Below are 20,435 nucleotides of genomic sequence, written 5' to 3'. Positions count from 1 at the left end.
GGCCTATTATTAAAAAGATCCCAACAACTTGGGATCTTTTGTCTAAACTATATTTAAAACAATATTTCTCTATCAGTCTTTTTTAGACTTGTTAGCAAAGAAAACATCATCTTGAATATCTTTTGTTTTTACAGTAAATAATTCATTTGTTAAATTATCGGTTAATAACTCCGCACTTTCCATCACACGTAAATTAAATTCATTTAGCATTTTATCTGCACCTACTTTATTTGTTTTAACCATAGCAAGATATTTAGCTTCCATTTCTTTTTGCTCTAATGCTGTTTTTTCTTCCCATTCTTGGTAGGCTTTTTTTACTATTGGTGCAAGTTTTGGATAGTCTGTCATCACTAATGTTTGTAATTTTCGATATTTCCAATAAATAGAATCGCTATCTGCTTTATTTGTGCCTATTCCATAATGTTGAGGATAAGCTTTTAGTCCACTGTAATACGGAACAAATGCAGTTAAATCCGCCATACCTAAGCCAACATAAGTTACTTCACCTATTTCCTGAGGAAGTTCAGGACGAACTTGCATTACATGCGCTTCATAAGTTCTAAATACACTAATTGGGCGCCATGGCTCTTTACCATTTAATCCATTGGTATAAGGATCGTGCTCTGTACCTTCAAAATGATTACGTAACATTGCCTTAGCTTCTTTAACAGAAACTTTTTTCTCTGGCGTTAATAAAGGTACAAAATTGCGCCCATCATCGACAGCTTGTTTTAGTGATGGGTTAAATTGTTGTTGAATGATCCACACTCGAGGATCATTATAGGTGCGATCACGTTCATCATCACGCGTATAAGCTTTAGAAAAATTAAAAGCCCCCTCTTTTTCTGGGTTATAAAGTCCTTTTTCGATCGCAAATTCCACTAAATTTTTAGAACCTAAAACATCATCTCTTTTAATATCATAATCTTGTAGCCTGCCTTGATTACCTGTTGCAAAATATTTATCTTTAGGCAATCTTTGTGCAATCCAATGATGTCCTGTTCCTGTTTCTAAATACCAAAGTTCATTTTTATCAACAACTGCAACTCCAAATCCTTCTCCAGCCCCTTGTTTTTCAATAATACTTCCTAATAATTCGATTGCTTCACGCGCTGTTTTTGCTCTTGAAAGTAACACATCAGGAATATCATCTTCTGTTATTCCTGTATCTTCAACATAAGGATCAAACGCAAGTGCTTGAGGTGAGGCGAAAATAGATTCTGTGCCACTAACCCCAACACCCAATTCATTAAATCCAGTCGCACCATGTAATTGCGTTTTCCAATTAGGTACGGTGGTATAACGTAATGAATTTTTAGGTAAGGGATAAGTGAAGTTATTAGCACCATTATGGTCTTTTGTACTGTAAGTTTCTGTTTGATTTGATTTAGCGGGATGAATAACAAAATGTTGTGCTTTTAATGCATCACTATCTGCGCTACGTGCAATGATAAATGAACCATCATTTGTTGCTTCACTGCCTACTAAAAGCGTGGTACATGCTAATGCAGAAGAAACAAGTGCTATATTAATTGATAAGGCAATAATACCTTTTTTGAAAAAAGACATAAAACTCCCCATTTGCTTGTTATTTATAATTTGTATGTTAATTAAATATCCATAAAAAAATAAAAAACCAGATAGATAATTGGAGATAGAATATTAGCAATGAGAAAGAGAATATTTCCGTGATTTATATCTCAACAAACATTATATTTTGAAATAAAAAAATTAATTAATCATATAGTATTAATATTAATAATATTTATTAAAAGATACATTAAAAATACAATTAAATATTAAAACAACATTGTTATTAATAATAATTTCATGTAATAAATTATTGTACAACTCACAAGTTATGTTAATTTTATTATAATTTAATAAACAAGCTCCCCAATTTATTAATATTTATTCTCTGATTAAATTTAAATGATGCGTTTCTTTATAAATTCTAATAAATAGTAGATCTCTTTTTAGGCTCTACTGTACTTGTATAAATAACTCTATATCCTGTATCTAATAGTGCATAAAAAGTGGCTAAAGTCAGAAAATAATAAAATAGCCACTAAGAGAGTTAATGTCTTTAATGGCTATGTTATTTAATTAGGGTTTATCGATAAACCGCATTAACTGCTGGCGTAATTGTTTATTTTCTTGTTTAAGTTGCTCATTTTCATCTAACAAAGTAAGCGCTATCGCAATACCATGCCAATCTAATGCAAGTTCTTTATGCAGTTTTAATGCGCGGTGTGTTACTACAATCGCATTATCATCAAAAAACCATTCTTGAGTTTCAATTTCTAATGGTTCAATAACACCAAGTGCGACAAATTCTTTAAGATCATTACTGGATATTCCCGTATGATGACAAAATTCAGTGACAGTAAATACTGTTGTTGTTAATTGACCCATTATTTATTCTCCCAATCTTTACGTGGATTATAATCGGTCTGGCTATCTGCAATTTGTTGCCATAACTCACGCGCCTTTTCATCAGGTTTCGGAGGCATGACAATTTTAATAATTGCATATAAATCACCACTGACTTTTTTGCTAACCAATCCCTTCCCTTTAATGCGCAATCTTTGTCCAGTTTGACTTCCTGCAGGGATCGTTAATAAGATTTTTTCTTTTATTGTGGGTATAGGAATTTTAGCACCTAATGCAGCCTCCCAAGGTGCAACAGGAACAACGATTTCTAAATCATGGCCTTTAATATCGAATAAAGGATGTGGTGCAATGCGGATTGTTAACCATAAATCACCGTTTTCACCACCATTCTCACCGGTTGTTCCTTGCCCTTTTAAACGAATACGTTGACCATCAATAACACCAGCAGGAATTTTAACATTCAATGTTTTAGGCATTTCTTTTTCTAAGATCCCAAACACATTATAAACCGGTAAATGATAACTGATTGTACGTTTGTGCTCTTCTTGCGACTCTTCTAAAAAAACAGCTAATTCTATTTCTAAATCATGACCACGTTGTTTTTGAGGTTGTTGAGCTCGTCGCCCTTCAAATGGAGAATGGTGTCCAAAAAAAGAGGTATAAAAATCGTCAAACTCTTCTTGGCTAAAGCTTTCTTGGTTTTGATTTGAGTGTTGTTGCGTAAATTGCCTAAATTTCGGGTCGTTGCGATGAGCCCAGAGCTCATCATATTCTGCCCTACGTTGTTCATTACCTAAAACTTCCCAAGCTTGAGCAATCTCTTTAAAACGCGCCTCAGCATCAGGCTCTTTACTGACATCAGGGTGATATTTTTTTGCTAAACGGCGATATGCTGTCTTAATCGTTTTAATATCATCCGTAGGTTTAACGCCCATAATGGCGTAATAATCCTTTAATTCCATAGTGATATCTCAATTACGTTAAATAACAAATAAAATATTAATACCTTATACTTAATTTATTATAGAACAGAGAAACTACGTTGGTTAATGAAACTCTTTAAAGCAGAATTTTTTCAGCTTATAACATATAGATTTACCCTTTCATTATTGCCTATTTAGCAAAAGTCTTTTGTTTTTATCCCTCTTTTTAGAAAAACAGATAAGAATACAATAACTGCCATCGAAACATTATGAATAGCACGACCTTCTATCAATATGAGCTTATAGCAGCAAGTAACGATAGCTAAATTCAATAAGTTATGAGCATGTGCTGTATTAACCCATCATGAATATTGAGTTGTGCTTTAAAATTAATTCAATTTATTAAGAGAGAATATTATGAGCGTTCCAGTATTAGGTCTTGGTACTTTTCGTTTAAAAGATGACGTTGTTATTGCCTCTGTAAAAACAGCGTTAGAATTAGGATATCGTGCAATTGATACTGCTCAAATTTATGGTAATGAAGCAGCCGTTGGTCAAGCAATTACTGAAAGTGGTATTCCTCGTCAAGATCTCTATATCACAACTAAAATTTGGATAGAAAATTTACCTAAAGACAAATTGATCCCGAGCTTAAAACAAAGTTTACGTGATTTACAAACCGATTATGTTGATTTAACACTTATTCATTGGCCATCACCTAATAATGCAGTTTCAGTAGAAGAATTTATGCAAGCATTATTAGAAGCAAAAAAACAAGGTTTAACACGTGAAATTGGGATCTCTAACTTTACGATCCCTTTAATGGAACAAGCAATTAACGCAGTTGGTGTAAAAAATATCGCAACTAATCAAATTGAATTATCACCTTACTTGCAAAGTCATAATGTTGTTAATTGGGCGAGAGAGCATGGGGTCCCTATTACGTCTTATATGACATTAGCCTATGGTAAAGCATTAAAAGATGAAACTATTCAGGCAATTGCTAAAAAACATAATGCTACTGCAGCACAAGTTATTTTAGCTTGGGCAATAAGTGAAGGATATTCTGTTATTCCATCTTCAACAAAACGTGAAAACTTAGCGAGTAATTTATTAAGCCTTCATCTTCAACTTGATGCTGAAGACAAAAAAGCAATTGCAGCGCTAGATTGTAATGATCGTTTAGTTAGCCCTGAAGGATTAGCACCTAATTGGGATTAATGAAATAACGATGAATTTTGTCAAATATAGGGTGAAAAGATAAATTTCAACCCTATATTTTTATTTTTTCGCACTATTATCGAGTACCCTATAAATAAATTAAATAACATAGTGTTATCATTTAGCCCTCTCATTTAAAATATTTTTTATTTTTTAAAATATTTTTTATTAAGTAAAAACAATATCTTATTTAACCCTCCTTCTATTTTTAGCAATTTATTGTTAAGTGGCATTTGAAATACTTTTTTATACGAGGTAGATTTGTCATTAAGAAAAGTCATTTACCTAGTGACAAATTCAGCTTTTTATTCTGACTAAGATAAAAAGCAGATAAACCACATTATTCAATGCAATAAGGGCGGTAAAATGGAAAGGATTATTATTCCTACTCACTATATTCATGTACGCTCAACGCCACTTTGGACCGTAGATACAGCCCCAAAATCAATATGGGAAAGACATTTAGATAAAGGAACTCGCCAAGGGGTTTACCCGAAACTATCTGTTATGCAAGGAGTGATTATTTATTACGCATATGCAGATGAAATTAGTCCAGAGCCAACAGAAACATTAGTGATTAATGCGGGTGAATTTGGTGTATTCCCACCAGAAACATGGCACAAAATAGAAGCAAAAACTGAAGATACTGTTTTTAATGTCGATTTTTATGTCGATCCCAAAGTCCTTGCTGAAGGTTAATAATATGGAAAATGAAAACAAAGGCTATTTATTAGCATTGATTAACACTAATGATAATGAAAAATCTGAAAAAATCTTTCTTAACCCTAAAATTTTATATATTCCAGAAATCGCAACAAAAGAAATTTTGTCATTAGTTGATGAATTAAAAAATAAAATAAATATTGATACTCAAGAACTCTCTTTGGAACTCACGAACAAAAATAATGGCGTTTCTGTTGATCAAGAGTGTTATTTAACCGATTTACTCGATGCTGATACATCAAGTTTAATGGTAAAAGATCTTATCAATATTGTACGTGGTTATGATATGGATGAAGAAACAAATGTTTGTGGTTGGTGATCTGACGTCGTGAAAGGAATATATCACCTTCACTATATCTATTGATAATGAAGGTGATTGATTAATACCTAGAGAGAAAATTGAAGATCATTTTTTAAGAGCCTATCTATCATCCAATATCCTGCTTTTCCTGGCGGATTATTTCTAGACCAAACTAAATCAATATCTATTTTTTTAGGGAATTGATCGTAATTTAAGCTCATTAATAAACCATGCCCAAATTGCTTTACTAGCCATGTAGGTAGTATCGCCCATCCCATCTCTTGTTCTGCCATTTCGAGCAATAATAGATAATTAGGTGCCTGCCAGTTTTTCTCACTATTAATAACAAATTGAGCACGACTACTTAATCTAAGCTGACGATTCATTGTGAGATGCTGATAAGTTATCTGCTTTTCTTTCACCAAAGGGTGGGCTTTATGTGCATATAATCCTAGCTCACCTTGTATAGGTAATCGGGCAAAAGCAATATCAGCAGGATATTCTATTCGTGATTCCATCATACCAATATGCGCCTGATTATTTTGCAGCATATTAATCACATCATCATTCTCTGCAACAAGAAACTCAAATTCAAGATGTGGGAATTCTTTATCTAGAATTTTCAAGAGTTTCTCTGAATAAGGTGGTTGATACATATCAGAGAATACACAACTTAAACGAGGCTCCATTTCAGGCGATAGTTCTATTCTTAATGCCTGTAATCGCTCATCAGCGGCTAAGATATCTTCAACGAGGCTTAATACTTTCTGCCCTGCAAAAGTGAGTGTTGATTCTCTTCCTTTGCGCTCAAACAATTCAAACCCCATATCATCTTCAAAACCAGTAATTGTGCTACTGACTGTAGATTGGCTTTTATTTAATTTTCGAGCAGCTGCAGAAAATGATTTTAATGAAGCGGCTTCAATAAATGTACGTAAAGTTTCTATGGAATAATTCATTATGGTATCGGTTTTTTCGATGGCACCTATTTTGTATATATACAAAATATTACCAATAATTGCACTCGTTTTTTGTTAAATAATTAATTTGAGGTGGGATATGAGCCAATATCAAAAAACATTTACTGAGCGCGTTTTTCACGCTGTTACATTTGAAGCAATTGCTATCGCCATAACAGCACCGCTTAGTGCATGGCTTTTGGGTCGCTCAATTTTTCAAATGGGCACAGTGGCTATTGTTTTATCAACGTTAGCGATGCTATTAAATCTATTTTATAACATGATTTTCGATCGTTATTGGCCTTTATCTAAAGGATCAAGACCAACTAAAATACGTGTTATGCACGCAATTGGTTTTGAATTTAGTTTTGTTATTATCGGTTTGCCAATACTGGCATTTTTATTAAATATGTCGCTATGGGATGCATTTTTATTAGAAATAGGATTTTTTGTCTTCTTCCTTTTCTATACTTATGCATTTAATCTTAGTTACGATAAATTACGCGAAAGCTGGTTCAGCCATAAAGAAAAACGTATTGTTGCACGTAATTAAAATCTCAAAAAAGCACCTTTTGATATTGAACTGACCCCAGTTTATTGGATAGTTCATATTCCATTAGGTGCTTTTTTACTTATTTTTCATAATTAATCGTAGGTAAATGTGAAATCTACTTTGCCATTCGCTTCACCTTCTTTTACTCTATCATTACTATAACGAATATAACGAGCATAAAAGGGTAAAACATATGCTGTTTCTTTTTTAACATCAAAAGCAACGGCTGTCTTTTCGCCAATATTAATGGGATTTTCTTCTTTATCTAATATTTGAATACCTGCACCATCAGCTGAAGATGTACCTTGAGTTAGCATTAAAATATTATCGTATCCTGAGACTGTCACACCATCAAAACGAATTGAAATATTTAATGTAGGATCACAATCCTTTAGTTCAATTGTAAAAGGAATAGCTTGGCTTGCACTGCCAACCGTTGGAAAAGTTTTATGAATACTTATATATTGCTGATCTCCAGTTAAAGAAAGCACCTTTTGGTAATTAGCAACTTGGCAGGTTCCTTCTTTTATATGTCCTTGCAAGTTAATTACGACTTCATCTGCGGTTGCATTTCCAATAAATAAGGCATTTATCAATAAGATAATGATTTTATAATTATTTCTTACATACATCATTCCTATCACCTTATTATTGATATGAAAAAGTTAATGTAACAGAAGCATTCGCATCACCAGCAACGATATTATTACTTGTTTTCACATATTTAAATAATAACGCTATTGGTACAGTTTGATTATTCATTGTTGTTATTGGGTTTATTTGGAACTGATTTTTATTTCCGACACTTGCACTTTTAGGTCCTAATGATTGCAATTGGTTATCAAAAAAGACTTGGTAACCAACACCTTTTGCCGTGGTTGTTGCATCAGGTGATTTTAATGAAATAATATTGCTTTCATTACCCAATTGATTGTTATCACTAATCGTAACAAAAGGAACAACATCTTTTTCGCAACTTAAATTGATATTGGTTGATATCCCTGTTCCTAAATTCTGACCAACCGCTAAATTTGAAAATGATTGCCTTGTATAAGTGCCCATTTGTAATGTTTGAGTTCCTGTTTGAACACGACAAGAACGTGCCTTAAACTCCATTGTGACAGATGACAACCTAATTGTAGCAACTTCTATTACACTTCCATTTCGATAACAACTTATATGTGCTAAATCTTGGGCAGGTAATGTAACAACACCATTAGGGAAGCGACCTGGAATTTTGACTAATGAAAGTTTAACTTTCGCCCCCAAACCATATGATGGACTCCCTTCAAAAATTTTCGTCTCTTGTCCTGCAAGAATAGGCAACCATCTATCATTATCCTTATTTGTCACCGACATAATCCACCCAACACCAGAGTGTGTTGTTTCAAAAACATCATAATTAATACGTTCAAATCTCGCTTGAATACCACTTGTCGTTCGAATTGATTTTGCCGTTTGTCTATCAAATCCGTTATCTGTATCAAGGCAAAAATAAGGTTGAATACGATTTGTATCCCAATTTCCGGTTAATAATGTTCCATCAATAATTTCATTTTCAGAAGGAATATTGGTAAATGGTCCAATATTTAAAGCTAAATCATTATGTTTAGATTCCGCATAAACAACTTGTGAAACACTAATAATTAAAGATGTCGTTATAAAAAATAATATTTCATTAAGTCTCACTTTATCCACCTTTAATTTATTACAAACACGATACGTTAATCTGCTGTATAGAATTATTTTCCAGCGTTTTTGATAAAATATATTGCGCGCGACATTGTTGATCTGCCTTATTTCCCCATTTAACAAAGAGATTTCCTTCCTCCTCAAGACCACTTATATAAACCACACCATTATCCCCAACAATACTTGCATTATTTTGAAGCGATTTATCATCATCAGCCAATGTAACAATTGCACCGAAAGGGATCGGTTTATCTCTAAATTTAAGTGAAACTAATGCTTTAAAACCTTTTTTTACATCAAAATTGGCTATTACTATTGCGCCCCTTGTTGGGACCATCGTTTTATTATTCCCTAATATTTCAACATCATCATCTAATGAATTAATATCTAACGTTATGTTATTACGTTGATAAGGTGAAAGATAAGGAATAACCGCATAGCCCCGGCTATCTGTCGAAACGCTATTTAAATTTTGTACTTTTACATATTGAGCATCAGGCGCGCTAACCAATGCTAATGTTTCACCTAATGGTTGCGATAATGTCATACCATAAGGATGTAAAACAATGCCGCCTTGAGCACCATAATCTACTCTTTGATATTCTGAACCATAACTATACCCTGCATTAATATTTCCATAGGCGCCATTATAGGAAACTTGTGCATTACCGCTGGCATTTTGCCCTTGATTACCATAGCTCTGACTTACGGCATAATTAAGTTGTTTATTATCTAATGCAGTACCACTCACACCCACTTGTAAGTTATTTCTACCGCCACGTGCTAAGTTCATGCTTGACGTTAAATAAGCTGAATTTTGAGGATACCAATTCGATAGTGGAATATTCATACTTAATGCAATTTGATGATCATCATCAGAGTCTGGCATGCTACTATAACTTAAGCCATAAGAGATATTTTTAATGTGAGTGTTGTAACCTGCATTAATATTACGTTCTGTGCCTGAACGCCCCCAATAATCTTGCTGATATGCACTTAAATAAAGATTGCCATAACGACTTAATGATTGATTTAAATTAGCTTGTATACGTGAACGTTTGTTATAGTTATTTTCATTAAGATTATTGGCTTCATTAAACGTATAAAAACCATGTGTAGAATAACGATAACCAGCTAGCGTGACTGTCGTACCACTTTGTAACATACTTTTGGAATATTGAAATCGATAGGACTGACCTGAATCTCTAGTGTTATTGCTATTATTATTGTGGACGATATTAGCATGAGTAATATCTGTCGAAATTGCACCTAACTCGCCCAAATTAAGGCCAATACCGATTGCTGATGCGGCATATTTTTCTGCTAAAATTTGCCCACCATAAACAGTAATATCTAAAGGCAGCCCATACATAGCTGTTGCTTGTGCAAAATAAGGCTCTTTAGAATTTATATTAGAATCAAATTTACCACTACTAAAAGAATATTTTAAACTTCCTTCACGTTGCATAATTGCCAGTGAAGAAAAAGGCACAACAAAATCACGTTTACTTCCATCTGCCTCTTCAATTGTGACATCTAAATTCCCACTATAAGACGTTGGATAAAGATCGTTTATTTCAAATGCACCGGCTGCGACATAAGTTTGATAAATAATATAATCATTTTGCCGTATAATTACCTGAGCATTACTACGCGCAATACCTCGTATAATCGGTGCAAAACCTTTTTGGCTATTAGGTAACATGCTCTCATCAGATTCAAGTAAAACCCCTCGATACGTAAAACTATCAAATATATCACCAGAGCTATTTACATTACCAACCGTAAATAAAGATTTAATAGAGACAACTTGATGGCTTAAATAGGTTTGAATACTATCCCATTTATTTTCATTATTATTATGATGGTATGTGGAGTAATTTCTTAAACGCCAGCCTTTGAAATTTAACCCGCTCCTTAAATTTAAAAACTGGTCACTTGTATGTTCTTTGTTTGTATTAGAAATCCATGTATTAGATCCTGAATATGTATAATTTAATAATGCAGCGGAAATCCCCTCATCCCATAATTTTGAGTCAATTTCTCCTCTTATAGATTTATCAATGTATATTTGAGGAATGCTGACATTAAGTTTTTGTTGTGAAAAGTAAAATTTCACGCTGGCATCAGGAATGATTTTATCAAGAGCATAAATTTTTTCATCATCAGCTAATGTATTTAGAGATGATTTATCTAATGAGTTAACACCCCATTTGATAAGTTGAGATTTTGTAAGAACAGGATAAATATTACGGTCACTTTCATTTAAAATAAATACTATTGACTCACTCCCAACAAGTTCATCATTAATATAAATATCGACAAGGTAAACACCTGGGAGCTGACCACCTGGTTTTGAAAATTGTGCCAAGCTTTGTAAATCAGCAATATTTTGATCCGCGCCATAACTGAGTGCTGAAGGGTCAAAGTAATCATCAGAAAATGATATTTCAATATGGAAAAAATAAATAATCAATGCGATAAAAAAATGAAAGTATCCTTTTTTATAACATCTTTTATTTTCATTTTCTATATTGCCTATTTTCATTTTTTTATTCTCAATTAAAACATATGATTAAATATTAATAATTAGAGATCTTTATTTCGTTAATAATTCTGTTAACCCACCATAACTATTAACTGCATTCCATGTTATTTTTCCATTAGTGCCATTGGGTAAATTCCAACTATAATTACTTTCAGGTGATAACATTTCAGGTCTATTAAATTTATAGTCCCCTACAGAAAGCGTTGAAAATGTTACGTAATAAGGCGTCGGATTTTCAATGTGGAGTTGATTATTACTTACTGACAATTTTAAATTTTTGTACGCTAAATCAAAATCATTTTGAGACAACCCCTCAGGGGTGTAAAAAAGTTTTATGCGACTATTAATTGAAATAAGTAAAGTATTTGTTGCATCAGGATTGGATGCTGGGATCGCTTTTACATTCAGCCAAAAAACGGATTGTTTATCTTTCGGTAATTCACCTTTGTTTTCCATTTGTACAATTCTAAGTGTATTTGATTGCTCAGCATCTAAACGAAAAAGTGGCGGTGTCGTAATAAAAAGAGGATCAGCAAGAGGTGCATCGGAATTTTCATTCCCAATCCAGGATTGTATTAAATAAGGATTTGGATCGGGGTTTTGCACAGTAATGGTCGCACCATGACTTTTTGCAATATAAATAATACGTGTAGATTCAAGTACCACACTAGCTTGTGCTGTTGTAGGTAAAATAAAACATATTGCTAAAAATAAAGTAGTTTTTATATTTTTAAACATAAGTCGCCTTTATTAAAAAAATAACAGAATCCTCTTATCAATCATGGAGGATTCTGTTAAATATTATAAATAGTTAATATTAAATGTTGCCGTTGATGTCACTTCATCACCCGTTAACGCGCCAGTATTAGCAATACGCTTAAATGAAGCATAAACGGTTGTTTCACCCGCATCCGCAGTTAAAACCACAGGAATTTGAGTTGATGCAGGAATAATTTGTGACGTTTGAGCATTATCATTAAATAAAGCAACACCAACATCTGATTTAGAAATTGGGTTAGCACCTGTCACTATATAAGTATGACCATCAGCATTCGTATTGTTAGAGGTAAATTCAATATTGACCGTTTGATCTTGAACAGGGCAATTTGCTAATGCAATTTTGATTGGTTTATTTGTTGTTAAATCACCGACAGCAGCTAATGCTTTAACGTTATAACTACCTAAATTAACCTCTGCTGTATTTGATCCATTATCAAATTGGATATTACATGTGGTATCAATAAATTTACCTGTAAAATTTATTGTACCATCAGCTGCAAATGTTGCTGCAGATAGACCTAATAATGACGTTGTGGCCGCTAATAGAACTAGTTTGCGTTTAAGTTGGAACATATTGACCTCATTGATATAAAAATAATTAGTCTATTTAAACCTTGTATTTACACAAATAAAGAGTATTAATTTAATTTAAACTATATCAAAGAAGAAATAGCTTTTTAAAAAGCCTTTCTTTTAATATTGTCATCTTAAATTGAGATTAATAATAAATTAGCTATTTTAATTTCTCAACTAAATCTTAATCAGTAGTCATATAAAGAATAAATTCAATATAAAATATAAAAACATAAAGCTAATATGATGATAAAAATAAAAATAAAAATAATATCAGAATTATAATCCAAGTGATTTTCAAAGCTTCATTAAAACTAGAAATAAATCAAAAAATACACACAAAAAGAATATCTAAAAAAGACTATTAGTGGTACAAAAATGATTTGATTATTATTTATATATTCATTCTGTGATAAATATCAAAAATAGCATTCATTTATTTAGTATCAAAATAAACAGTAAATTTTACAAAGGCAATATTTACCCAACTTAAGAGTAAACAACTTAATCAATGAAGCACATATTTAAGAAAACAATCAATTATTAATATTAATTAGAAATAAAATATTTAAGTTTTTCGGCTATTGACAAAACATTGGCTATGCATGATAAATATAATTTTAGACAAAAACATTAGGTAAGCGAAAGTGCTCCTAGACAGGATAATAGCAATAATTTAAGCTTATTCACAAATATGGTATAAACCTATTAATATCAAGATAGTAATAATAAAATTAATGACTATCATCATGCTAATATGCTTCAAATTATCCCAATAGTAAATTAGAATTATAAAAGTTCTATAAAAAATAAAGGTATTCCTTTTTAGAATAAATATAACACTTAGTCTAAAGGATTTTATGATGGTATTTTTTATAAGTTATATGATACTCGCTATATTTTTGATTGCAGCACTGGCTCATTGGTCTTTTTCTGCATTATATCCTAAAGCTCCTTCTACAACACTTTCATGCCTTTTGGTCAGAACACTTATTGGCGTCTTACTTGTTATCGCTGATATTTTTTTGATTTTTATTTTACTCAGTCAATTACTTTGATTTAATTAAAATTAATATGAAAATACTATCGAAGTTGTTTTTCTTTATCTTATATTTTTATTACTTTTGATCTAAATATTTCCAATTTTTGATTTCAATGATAGTAAAATCAAAAATTAGTAAATAATTTTCAATAATTTCATTACGATTTTAGATAATCATCCAACACAAACAAATCGCATTATTCATATGTTTTCCTTAAAACTTATCTAAACGGACAGTTAATTGTCCAATTACGAGCAAAAAACGTGACTACTCAAGCAGAATAAACTTAATTAACCTCTATTATATTAACAAATGGTAAAACATTTTTTAACAAACGAGAGGTGATATGAAAAAAAAGAGTAGTATTGCATTTATCAGAAAAAAATTAGTGAAAGATAATTCTATCTATGTGAAAGAGCTCAGTACTCTACTTCATGTATCGGAAAGAACAGTAAGAAGATACATAGATGAATTACAGTTATTAGGTATAGCAACTAAATTTCATGGTGGAGTGAGATTACAAAAAATCGAATTAGAACCAATAATAAATAGAACTATTGATGAAACCAGAGTACTTCAATTTGATTGCGAAGAACAAAGTAGAGATAAAAAAACTACAGATAAATGCTCATTATATATTTTAGGATCTTTCAATTTAGATGTTGTCACAGAAGTTGAAAGATTTCCTTTTGTCGGAGAGACAATCAAAGCAATCTCTACAAACTTTTTTCCTGGTGGGAAAGGTGCTAATCAAGCAGTTGCGGCGGCTGAATTGAATGACCATGTGCATTTTTTTGTTAAAGTAGGCGACGATTCATTCGGCGCTACTGCAGAGAAATATTTCGGTACTACAAAGATAAGTTCATATACCTTAATTAAGGATGCCAATGCAAAGACAGGGAATGCATTAGTTATGGTTGAGAACACAACCGGTAACAATAGTATTATTATTGATCTAGGGGCTAATGCAACCATTACTAAAGCTGAAATTCTTTCAGATATTAATAATCTACAATCGGCAAAGATTTTTCTTACTCAATTAGAAAATAATATAGAAGCAACTAAGTTTGCGATTGAAATAGCAAAAAAATCGGGATGTTATGTCATTCTTAATCCAGCACCCTATTCAGAGCATATTGTCTCACATTTGCCATCTGTTGATTTATTAATACCAAATGGAACAGAAGCAGAACTAATATCAAATATTAAAATTGATAGCGTTATTTCAGCACAGGAAGCCATAAAAGCAATACACAACTTAGGTGTTAAAGAAATAGTAATGACACTTGGTGACAGTGGTGCTCTTTATTTCAATGGTAACACTATGAAATATTACAAAGCGATGAGTGCATCTGTCGTTGATACAAGTGGTGCAGGTGATGCATTCACAGGTGCTTTGGCCGCAAAATTAATAGAAGGTAAAAATATGGATGAAGCAATTAAATTTTCTATTGCTTATGCATCATTGGCCGTTGAAAAAAAAGGTGCATCATCAATGCCATCTAGGACAAGTGTTGATGCCAGATTAAAAAAAGAGCGTATGTAAGGGAAGTGCATAAATAACCCCCCCGTTAATAAATTATATAATCGAGGTCGTTATGAAATATTTAATTTTCATTATTAGCCTTCTCTTAATTTTTATAGTGGCATCTTCTATTAGTTTTAATGCTAATAAAATAAAAATGAAATTTATTCCTATAATTATTCTTCTATTAATAGAGGCTACCGTTGCTTTTATACTTTTACATACAACCATTGGAATAACAATTCTTAATACAACAAATATAGGTATAGAATATTTAATACATCATGCAAATAAAGGAATTGATTTTGTATTTGGAGATATAAGCACAAAAACACCTATTGTGTTTGTTATTGTTGCTCTAATGCCTTTAGTATTTATTTGTTCAATTATTGGAATATTAAAATATTTTGGTATTCTACGGTTGATTATTCTTACTATTGGTTATCTTATTAATAAAATAGCAAAAGTCGGTAAACTTGAGTCTTTTTCAGCAGTTAGTGCTGTTATTGTAGGTATGATGGCCGTATATGTTTCGATTAAAGAATACATACCCAATTTAACAAAACCACAAATGTACACAATAGCTGCATGCTCGTTGTCTACTGTGGATATCGCAATACTGGGTGCATATACTCAAATGTTATCACCTGAATTTGTCTTTATTGGTGTATGTCTAAACTTTTTTAGTACTTTTGTTATTGTTTCTATTATTAATCCTAACGATCCCATTGAAATATCGAGCCATTCTTTTGCCCCTAAAAATGAGCATCATAGTTTTTTTGAAGTACTAACAGAACATATGCTTGATGGTTTTAAATTAATTCTAGCTATAGTTCCAATGCTTCTTGGCTTTATTGCCCTGATTAGCATGTTGAATGATATTTTTTTATACAGCATAGGAATTAGTTTCCAAGGTCTTCTTGGCTATATTTTCTCACCCATTGCGTTTTTACTTGGTGTTCCATGGCAAGACAGTATTCAGTTTGGGCAAATTATTGCCACAAAAATTTTAACAAATGAATTTGTTGCAATGTTTGATTATAGCAAATTGGATGATTTAAGCCCAAGAACAGAAGCCATTATCTCTGTATTCCTAATTTCGTTCGCAAATTTTGGTTCAGTAGGAATGATTATTGCTTGTGTCGCCAGTATCAGTAAAGAACATGGAAAAATGATAGCGGCAAACAGTTTTCGACTGATAGTCGGTTCAACGTTGGTGAGTTGCTTATCTGCAACAATGGTCGGTATTTTTATCAGTTGATATTTATTTCCTTAGTCCTAGTTTTAGTTTTATTTGTTATTCAATGTGTTATGTAAGTTATCAAAGGAGAAGTTATATGACTAAAATTATTATAGATTGTGATCCGGGTGTCGATGACGTTATTGCAATTTTACTTGCATTAGCATCACCAGAAATTAAAGTTCTGGGGATCACAACCGTAGCCGGAAATATTGAGTTGGATAAAGTTCATGAGAATGCTCGTAATATTCTCTCATTTGTATCACGACCCGATATACCTCTAGCAAGAGGATGTGAACGACCTTTGATAGCACGCCGAGGAAATAAGACTCAAGTACACGGCAACAATGGTCTTGCGGGGGTTACGTTACCGAAATCTAATTACACTTATCCTGATATACATGCGGTGGATTTTATTATTGATACAGTGATGTCTAACCCTAAAGAAGTTACCCTTTGTCCAACAGCACCACTTACCAATATCGCCATGGCTATGCTCAAAGAACCAAGGCTCAAAGATAATGTAAAAGATATTGTTCTAATGGGAGGCGCCGCATTTCGCGGTGGAAATATAACACCTGCCGCTGAATTCAATTTTTATGTTGATCCACATGCAGCACATATTGTTTTTGATACAGCAGAGCATATTACGATGCTGGGATTAGATGTAACCCATAAAGCTGATATTCGAGCTGGTTTATGTCAATCGTTAGAGCAAGGTAACGTTATTGCTAGAACAGCAGCAAAAATGGCTCGTGGATATGCTGCATTTGATCCCTTCTTACATGATCCCTGTGTAATAGGTTATCTAATTCGCCCAGATATTTTTACAGGTATAAACGGTCATATTGATATTGAGTACGGATCAGGCAAACTCTTTGGTCTAAGTTTCGCAACAATCCATGATGACCAAACACCATCTAGAAGTAATGGCAATTCAAATGAATGTCGCATGAATACGATGATAATCACTGATGTTCAATCAGAGAAATTAATGTCGCTGATATCTGAACGAATTTTATCTTTATAAACTAAATCAAGAAAAATACAGAGAAGTGTAGCTTCTCTGTATCAATTTTTATTATATTATTTTCTCTTAAAAATAATTGATTAATATTTTGTTGAAAATTAAACAAGAAATATCCTAATAGTAAATTCGTGCTATGTTTAAAAATAAACAAATCTATTATGATGACTAATATCATAGTAATAGAACGTTAGTGCTTACATAATTATTTATATATAACAATACATTAGGATAAAAAATGATAACTAATTAAAAACGATAATCTTATTATCCTATGTATTAAATACCGAATGTAATACTGACTCTTTCAACCAAATCATCGTCAGACAAAGGCTATCAACATCACTCCAGCTATACCTGCAGAAATTGAAGTAATTTTGACAAAAATAGCCACCAATTTCTTGTTTTAATCGCTTTTATATATTTATTCAGTAATTTCGCAGTACTTTTATTTTCTTTAGTATAGTTACTTATAGTAGCAAACTACCACTTCAGGTCGATTGCATTCATTTTATAATTTTTATTCATTTTAACTAATGCTTCAAATCCTGATAGATACTGAATAGCTAGAACTTTTTCTTTGCCATCTATACGGTATTTTAATCTCCAATATTTACTTCCTGATTTTGTAACTAATAGATATAAACCTCCTCCATCGAATAGTTTGTAGTCCTTTTCTTTTGGCTTACTGCTATCAACTTGCTTAACTGTTAGTTTCATATTGGGGGCATTAAATACTAAGGGGGTATAATGTTCCCCCATTTGTACCCCAAAAATAGAGCTTTCAAGAGACGTTAAGAGACTTCAGGAGACAATGATTTGATTGGATTGCTTGATTTTACTGGGATTAGGAGACTTCAGGAGACGCTAGGAGTTGTTGAGATGGCGGAGGAGGAGAGATTCGAACTCTCGGATGGTTTCCCATCGGCGGTTTTCAAGACCGCTGCCTTCAGCCGCTCGGCCACCCCTCCGCAATGGGGAGCAATATAAACACCTAGGCTTATATTGTAAAGGTCTTATTGTACTGTTTGCTGTAAAATTAAACGTATTACAAGTCAATGGCTTAATTAATCAACGATTTATGGGTTCTGCTTGGGTATTTTCCTTATTTTTGCTAAATTAATGCTATTATTTTTGATTGGTCATAATGCATATGTTTGTATTTAACGGAAAAGAAGTCGAGACAGATAGTCACGGTTATCTAAAAAATAGCAATGAATGGAGCGAAGATATGGTTCCAACATTAGCTGAAATAGAAGAAATTGAGCTGACAGAACAGCACTGGGAAATTATCCGCTTTGTTCGCCAATTTTATTTAGAATTTAATACCTCCCCTGCTATTCGTATGCTGGTAAAAGCCCTTGCGCAAAAATATGGCGAAGAGAAAGGCAATAGTCGCTACCTTTATCGCCTATTTCCTAAAGGCCCAGCGAAGCAAGCCACAAAACTGGCTGGTTTGCCTAAACCCGTTAAATGTATTTAAAACATTAGCTTTTAATAAAAAATAATTAAAAACTACATTACTCATAATGGCGGATTGAAAAATCTGCCATTGATTCATATTCACAAGGTGTGGCAGACCAAAATGTAATCTTGGCGCTTCTAGGGCCACCAGCTTCTAACCAATTTTCAAATTCTTTGAATACATCTTCCTTTGCAAACGCTCTTACTCCCACACTACCGTCGTCACGATTCCAAACATAACCTGTTATTGGTTGTTTTTTCATCCATTGATAAGTAAAAAAACGAAATCCAACACCTTGTACACGCCCTTGAATAATATATTCTCTACCTTTTTTCATATGCTCTCCTGATAGTATTGTTAAAATAAAAATTCCACTCAGGTTATTGTCTTTTCTTTATACAATAGATAATCTAATTTTGTGAGGTTCTTTATTCATAATGAAAGCAAAGGATTATATTTTTTTCAAATCCTTGATATTTCACTTTATGCCCTCATATATATAACCAATAAGCAAGGCTATATGGAGGTGATACTATGATGACCGCCAGCAAATTTGGGATAGGACAGCAAGTTAGACATAAATTACTCGGCTACTTAGGCGTTGTTGTCGATGTGGATGCTGAATATTCCCTTGATCAGCCTAATGAGGATGATATTGCATCTAATGTGACCTTGCGAGCAGCACCTTGGTACCATGTTGTGATGGAAGATGATGAAGGACAACCTATTCATACTTATCTTGCTGAAGCGCAGATAACTTATGAAGTTTCAGATGAACACTTAGATAATGACTCATTGGATGAGCTATCGCAGTCAATTCGTAGCCAATTACAGGCTCCACGATTAAGAAATTAACCGAATAATCTAAATAAGCTGTGATCTGAATAAATATGATAATCGCCGAATTTGTTTTCGGCGATTTTATTTTGATTTCTTACCAAGGAAGGCCATGCGCTTCGATTTCTTTTTTAGGGCAACGATCCATAACCACTCGTAATCCTGCCTTTTCTGCTAACTCTTTGGCATCTTCATTAATCACATCAATTTGTAACCATAAGACTTTGGCATCAATTTCAATCGCTTCTTTTGCGATTTCTAATGCGGCAGATGATTGACGGAAAACATCAACCATATCAATCGAGACAGGAATATCTTTTAATGAGGTATAGCATTGTTGACCTAACAATGTTTGTCCAGACATACCTGGGTTTACAGGAATAACATCATAACCTTGTTCTAATAAGAATTTCATGACTTTATAGCTTGGACGATCTTCTTTGCTACTCGCACCAACAAGTGCAATTGTTTTGACACTTCTTAAAATGTCATAAATATCTGAGTCCACCATTTATATACTCCGTTCATCATGAAGATTGAAAATATTATGATACATCATAGTATCTTGATCCGTTCATAGCTTGTAAGATAAAAAAAAGGTATTTTGACAGCTGGAACAATAACTATATTT

At 32.7% G+C, this 20,435-nt stretch carries 20 protein-coding genes, 1 tRNA gene and 1 pseudogene; 9 read left to right on the top strand and 13 right to left on the bottom strand.

Annotation, left to right across the window (positions count from 1 at the left end; translation table 11 throughout):
- Positions 1 to 72: 72 nt before the first annotated feature.
- From GTH24_RS06470 to cbpA, 3 genes are all read right to left on the bottom strand, one after another.
- The gene (locus tag GTH24_RS06470; protein ID WP_164526090.1) at positions 73 to 1,569 is read right to left on the bottom strand and encodes a C69 family dipeptidase; all 1,497 of its coding nucleotides are present in this window, start codon (positions 1,567 to 1,569) and stop codon (positions 73 to 75) included.
- A 537-nt stretch (positions 1,570 to 2,106) separates the two neighbouring features.
- Positions 2,107 to 2,415, bottom strand: a complete 309-nt coding sequence (gene cbpM / locus GTH24_RS06465) for a chaperone modulator CbpM (protein WP_072069623.1) — start codon at positions 2,413 to 2,415, stop codon at positions 2,107 to 2,109.
- Entirely contained in the window at positions 2,415 to 3,356 is a 942-nt protein-coding gene (gene cbpA, locus GTH24_RS06460; RefSeq protein WP_164526089.1) for a curved DNA-binding protein, read from the bottom strand. The genes cbpM and cbpA overlap by 1 nt, the downstream gene beginning before the upstream one ends.
- A 378-nt stretch (positions 3,357 to 3,734) precedes the next feature.
- Here cbpA and dkgB point away from each other — a divergent pair, with 378 nt between their 5' ends.
- From dkgB to GTH24_RS06445, 3 genes are all read left to right on the top strand, one after another.
- Positions 3,735 to 4,538, top strand: coding sequence for a 2,5-didehydrogluconate reductase DkgB (gene dkgB / locus GTH24_RS06455; protein WP_072069625.1), 804 nt, complete (start codon positions 3,735 to 3,737; stop codon positions 4,536 to 4,538).
- A 366-nt stretch (positions 4,539 to 4,904) separates the two neighbouring features.
- Positions 4,905 to 5,237: a DUF1971 domain-containing protein gene (locus tag GTH24_RS06450; RefSeq protein WP_072069626.1), complete on the top strand. Its 333-nt coding sequence runs from the start codon at positions 4,905 to 4,907 to the stop codon at positions 5,235 to 5,237.
- A gap of 4 nt (positions 5,238 to 5,241) precedes the next feature.
- The gene (locus GTH24_RS06445) at positions 5,242 to 5,580 is read left to right on the top strand and encodes a DUF1869 domain-containing protein (RefSeq protein WP_072069627.1); all 339 of its coding nucleotides are present in this window, start codon (positions 5,242 to 5,244) and stop codon (positions 5,578 to 5,580) included.
- 68 nt (positions 5,581 to 5,648) lie between these two features.
- Here the strand turns inward: GTH24_RS06445 and GTH24_RS06440 are convergent, their stop codons facing one another.
- A complete protein-coding gene (locus GTH24_RS06440; RefSeq protein WP_072069628.1) occupies positions 5,649 to 6,521 on the bottom strand; it encodes a LysR family transcriptional regulator in 873 nt (290 codons plus the stop codon).
- Between the two features lie 100 nt (positions 6,522 to 6,621).
- Here GTH24_RS06440 and GTH24_RS06435 point away from each other — a divergent pair, with 100 nt between their 5' ends.
- A complete protein-coding gene (locus tag GTH24_RS06435) occupies positions 6,622 to 7,074 on the top strand; it encodes a multidrug/biocide efflux PACE transporter (protein WP_164526088.1) in 453 nt (150 codons plus the stop codon).
- A gap of 92 nt (positions 7,075 to 7,166) precedes the next feature.
- Here GTH24_RS06435 and GTH24_RS06430 read toward each other — a convergent pair whose 3' ends face one another.
- The 5 genes from GTH24_RS06430 to GTH24_RS06410 form a co-directional block, all read right to left on the bottom strand.
- Complete coding sequence (locus GTH24_RS06430; protein ID WP_072069630.1) at positions 7,167 to 7,709, bottom strand: fimbrial protein; 543 nt, start codon at positions 7,707 to 7,709, stop codon at positions 7,167 to 7,169.
- Between the two features lie 13 nt (positions 7,710 to 7,722).
- Positions 7,723 to 8,763, bottom strand: coding sequence for a fimbrial protein (locus tag GTH24_RS06425; RefSeq protein ID WP_072069631.1), 1,041 nt, complete (start codon positions 8,761 to 8,763; stop codon positions 7,723 to 7,725).
- 19 nt (positions 8,764 to 8,782) lie between these two features.
- Complete coding sequence (locus tag GTH24_RS06420) at positions 8,783 to 11,314, bottom strand: fimbria/pilus outer membrane usher protein (RefSeq protein ID WP_164526087.1); 2,532 nt, start codon at positions 11,312 to 11,314, stop codon at positions 8,783 to 8,785.
- Positions 11,315 to 11,365: 51 nt separating this feature from the next.
- The gene (locus GTH24_RS06415; RefSeq protein WP_072069632.1) at positions 11,366 to 12,052 is read right to left on the bottom strand and encodes a fimbrial biogenesis chaperone; all 687 of its coding nucleotides are present in this window, start codon (positions 12,050 to 12,052) and stop codon (positions 11,366 to 11,368) included.
- A gap of 63 nt (positions 12,053 to 12,115) precedes the next feature.
- The gene (locus tag GTH24_RS06410; protein WP_072069633.1) at positions 12,116 to 12,667 is read right to left on the bottom strand and encodes a fimbrial protein; all 552 of its coding nucleotides are present in this window, start codon (positions 12,665 to 12,667) and stop codon (positions 12,116 to 12,118) included.
- Between the two features lie 1,389 nt (positions 12,668 to 14,056).
- Here GTH24_RS06410 and GTH24_RS06405 point away from each other — a divergent pair.
- The 3 genes from GTH24_RS06405 (at position 14,057) to GTH24_RS06395 (ending at position 17,505) form a co-directional block, all read left to right on the top strand.
- Positions 14,057 to 15,256: a ribokinase gene (locus GTH24_RS06405; protein WP_072069635.1), complete on the top strand. Its 1,200-nt coding sequence runs from the start codon at positions 14,057 to 14,059 to the stop codon at positions 15,254 to 15,256.
- Between the two features lie 52 nt (positions 15,257 to 15,308).
- The gene (locus tag GTH24_RS06400; protein ID WP_164526086.1) at positions 15,309 to 16,496 is read left to right on the top strand and encodes a NupC/NupG family nucleoside CNT transporter; all 1,188 of its coding nucleotides are present in this window, start codon (positions 15,309 to 15,311) and stop codon (positions 16,494 to 16,496) included.
- Between the two features lie 76 nt (positions 16,497 to 16,572).
- Positions 16,573 to 17,505, top strand: a complete 933-nt coding sequence (locus GTH24_RS06395; protein WP_072069636.1) for a nucleoside hydrolase — start codon at positions 16,573 to 16,575, stop codon at positions 17,503 to 17,505.
- Between the two features lie 558 nt (positions 17,506 to 18,063).
- On the opposite strand, the pseudogene GTH24_RS06390 reads toward GTH24_RS06395, so the two are convergent.
- Positions 18,064 to 18,222, bottom strand: a pseudogene (locus GTH24_RS06390) (Arm DNA-binding domain-containing protein); the annotation flags it as partial.
- Positions 18,223 to 18,385: 163 nt separating this feature from the next.
- A tRNA-Ser gene (locus GTH24_RS06385) sits at positions 18,386 to 18,473 on the bottom strand.
- A gap of 182 nt (positions 18,474 to 18,655) precedes the next feature.
- On the opposite strand from GTH24_RS06385, the gene tusE reads away from it, so the two are divergent.
- Entirely contained in the window at positions 18,656 to 18,985 is a 330-nt protein-coding gene (gene tusE / locus GTH24_RS06380) for a sulfurtransferase TusE (RefSeq protein ID WP_072069726.1), read from the top strand.
- Positions 18,986 to 19,022: 37 nt separating this feature from the next.
- Here the strand turns inward: tusE and GTH24_RS06375 are convergent, their stop codons facing one another.
- Positions 19,023 to 19,304: an acylphosphatase gene (locus GTH24_RS06375; protein WP_072069637.1), complete on the bottom strand. Its 282-nt coding sequence runs from the start codon at positions 19,302 to 19,304 to the stop codon at positions 19,023 to 19,025.
- 197 nt (positions 19,305 to 19,501) lie between these two features.
- Here GTH24_RS06375 and hspQ point away from each other — a divergent pair, with 197 nt between their 5' ends.
- The gene (gene hspQ, locus GTH24_RS06370; protein ID WP_181879868.1) at positions 19,502 to 19,822 is read left to right on the top strand and encodes a heat shock protein HspQ; all 321 of its coding nucleotides are present in this window, start codon (positions 19,502 to 19,504) and stop codon (positions 19,820 to 19,822) included.
- Between the two features lie 79 nt (positions 19,823 to 19,901).
- On the opposite strand, the gene GTH24_RS06365 is transcribed toward hspQ, so the two are convergent.
- Positions 19,902 to 20,315: a CoA-binding protein gene (locus GTH24_RS06365; protein ID WP_072069638.1), complete on the bottom strand. Its 414-nt coding sequence runs from the start codon at positions 20,313 to 20,315 to the stop codon at positions 19,902 to 19,904.
- Positions 20,316 to 20,435 lie beyond the last annotated feature (120 nt).

It is taken from the genome of Proteus vulgaris (assembly GCF_011045815.1).
GTDB lineage: Bacteria > Pseudomonadota > Gammaproteobacteria > Enterobacterales > Enterobacteriaceae > Proteus > Proteus vulgaris_B.
The sequence above is the reverse complement of the archived record's forward strand: the minus strand, read 5'-3'. Positions and strand labels throughout refer to the sequence as shown.

Excerpts from the sequence above, each read along its gene's own strand:
- GTH24_RS06410 (WP_072069633.1), bottom strand. The coding sequence starts at position 12,667 with ATGTTCCAACTTAAACGCAAACTAGTTCTATTAGCGGCCACAACGTCA.
- GTH24_RS06400 (WP_164526086.1), top strand. The coding sequence starts at position 15,309 with ATGAAATATTTAATTTTCATTATTAGCCTTCTCTTAATTTTTATAGTG.
- GTH24_RS06430 (WP_072069630.1), bottom strand. The coding sequence starts at position 7,709 with ATGATGTATGTAAGAAATAATTATAAAATCATTATCTTATTGATAAAT.
- tusE (WP_072069726.1), top strand. The coding sequence starts at position 18,656 with ATGTTTGTATTTAACGGAAAAGAAGTCGAGACAGATAGTCACGGTTAT.
- cbpM (WP_072069623.1), bottom strand. The coding sequence starts at position 2,415 with ATGGGTCAATTAACAACAACAGTATTTACTGTCACTGAATTTTGTCAT.
- hspQ (WP_181879868.1), top strand. The coding sequence starts at position 19,502 with ATGATGACCGCCAGCAAATTTGGGATAGGACAGCAAGTTAGACATAAA.
- cbpA (WP_164526089.1), bottom strand. The coding sequence starts at position 3,356 with ATGGAATTAAAGGATTATTACGCCATTATGGGCGTTAAACCTACGGAT.
- GTH24_RS06420 (WP_164526087.1), bottom strand. The coding sequence starts at position 11,314 with ATGAAAATAGGCAATATAGAAAATGAAAATAAAAGATGTTATAAAAAA.
- GTH24_RS06470 (WP_164526090.1), bottom strand. The coding sequence starts at position 1,569 with ATGTCTTTTTTCAAAAAAGGTATTATTGCCTTATCAATTAATATAGCA.
- GTH24_RS06415 (WP_072069632.1), bottom strand. The coding sequence starts at position 12,052 with ATGTTTAAAAATATAAAAACTACTTTATTTTTAGCAATATGTTTTATT.
- GTH24_RS06445 (WP_072069627.1), top strand. The coding sequence starts at position 5,242 with ATGGAAAATGAAAACAAAGGCTATTTATTAGCATTGATTAACACTAAT.
- GTH24_RS06435 (WP_164526088.1), top strand. The coding sequence starts at position 6,622 with ATGAGCCAATATCAAAAAACATTTACTGAGCGCGTTTTTCACGCTGTT.
- GTH24_RS06405 (WP_072069635.1), top strand. The coding sequence starts at position 14,057 with ATGAAAAAAAAGAGTAGTATTGCATTTATCAGAAAAAAATTAGTGAAA.
- GTH24_RS06450 (WP_072069626.1), top strand. The coding sequence starts at position 4,905 with ATGGAAAGGATTATTATTCCTACTCACTATATTCATGTACGCTCAACG.
- GTH24_RS06395 (WP_072069636.1), top strand. The coding sequence starts at position 16,573 with ATGACTAAAATTATTATAGATTGTGATCCGGGTGTCGATGACGTTATT.
- dkgB (WP_072069625.1), top strand. The coding sequence starts at position 3,735 with ATGAGCGTTCCAGTATTAGGTCTTGGTACTTTTCGTTTAAAAGATGAC.
- GTH24_RS06365 (WP_072069638.1), bottom strand. The coding sequence starts at position 20,315 with ATGGTGGACTCAGATATTTATGACATTTTAAGAAGTGTCAAAACAATT.
- GTH24_RS06375 (WP_072069637.1), bottom strand. The coding sequence starts at position 19,304 with ATGAAAAAAGGTAGAGAATATATTATTCAAGGGCGTGTACAAGGTGTT.
- GTH24_RS06440 (WP_072069628.1), bottom strand. The coding sequence starts at position 6,521 with ATGAATTATTCCATAGAAACTTTACGTACATTTATTGAAGCCGCTTCA.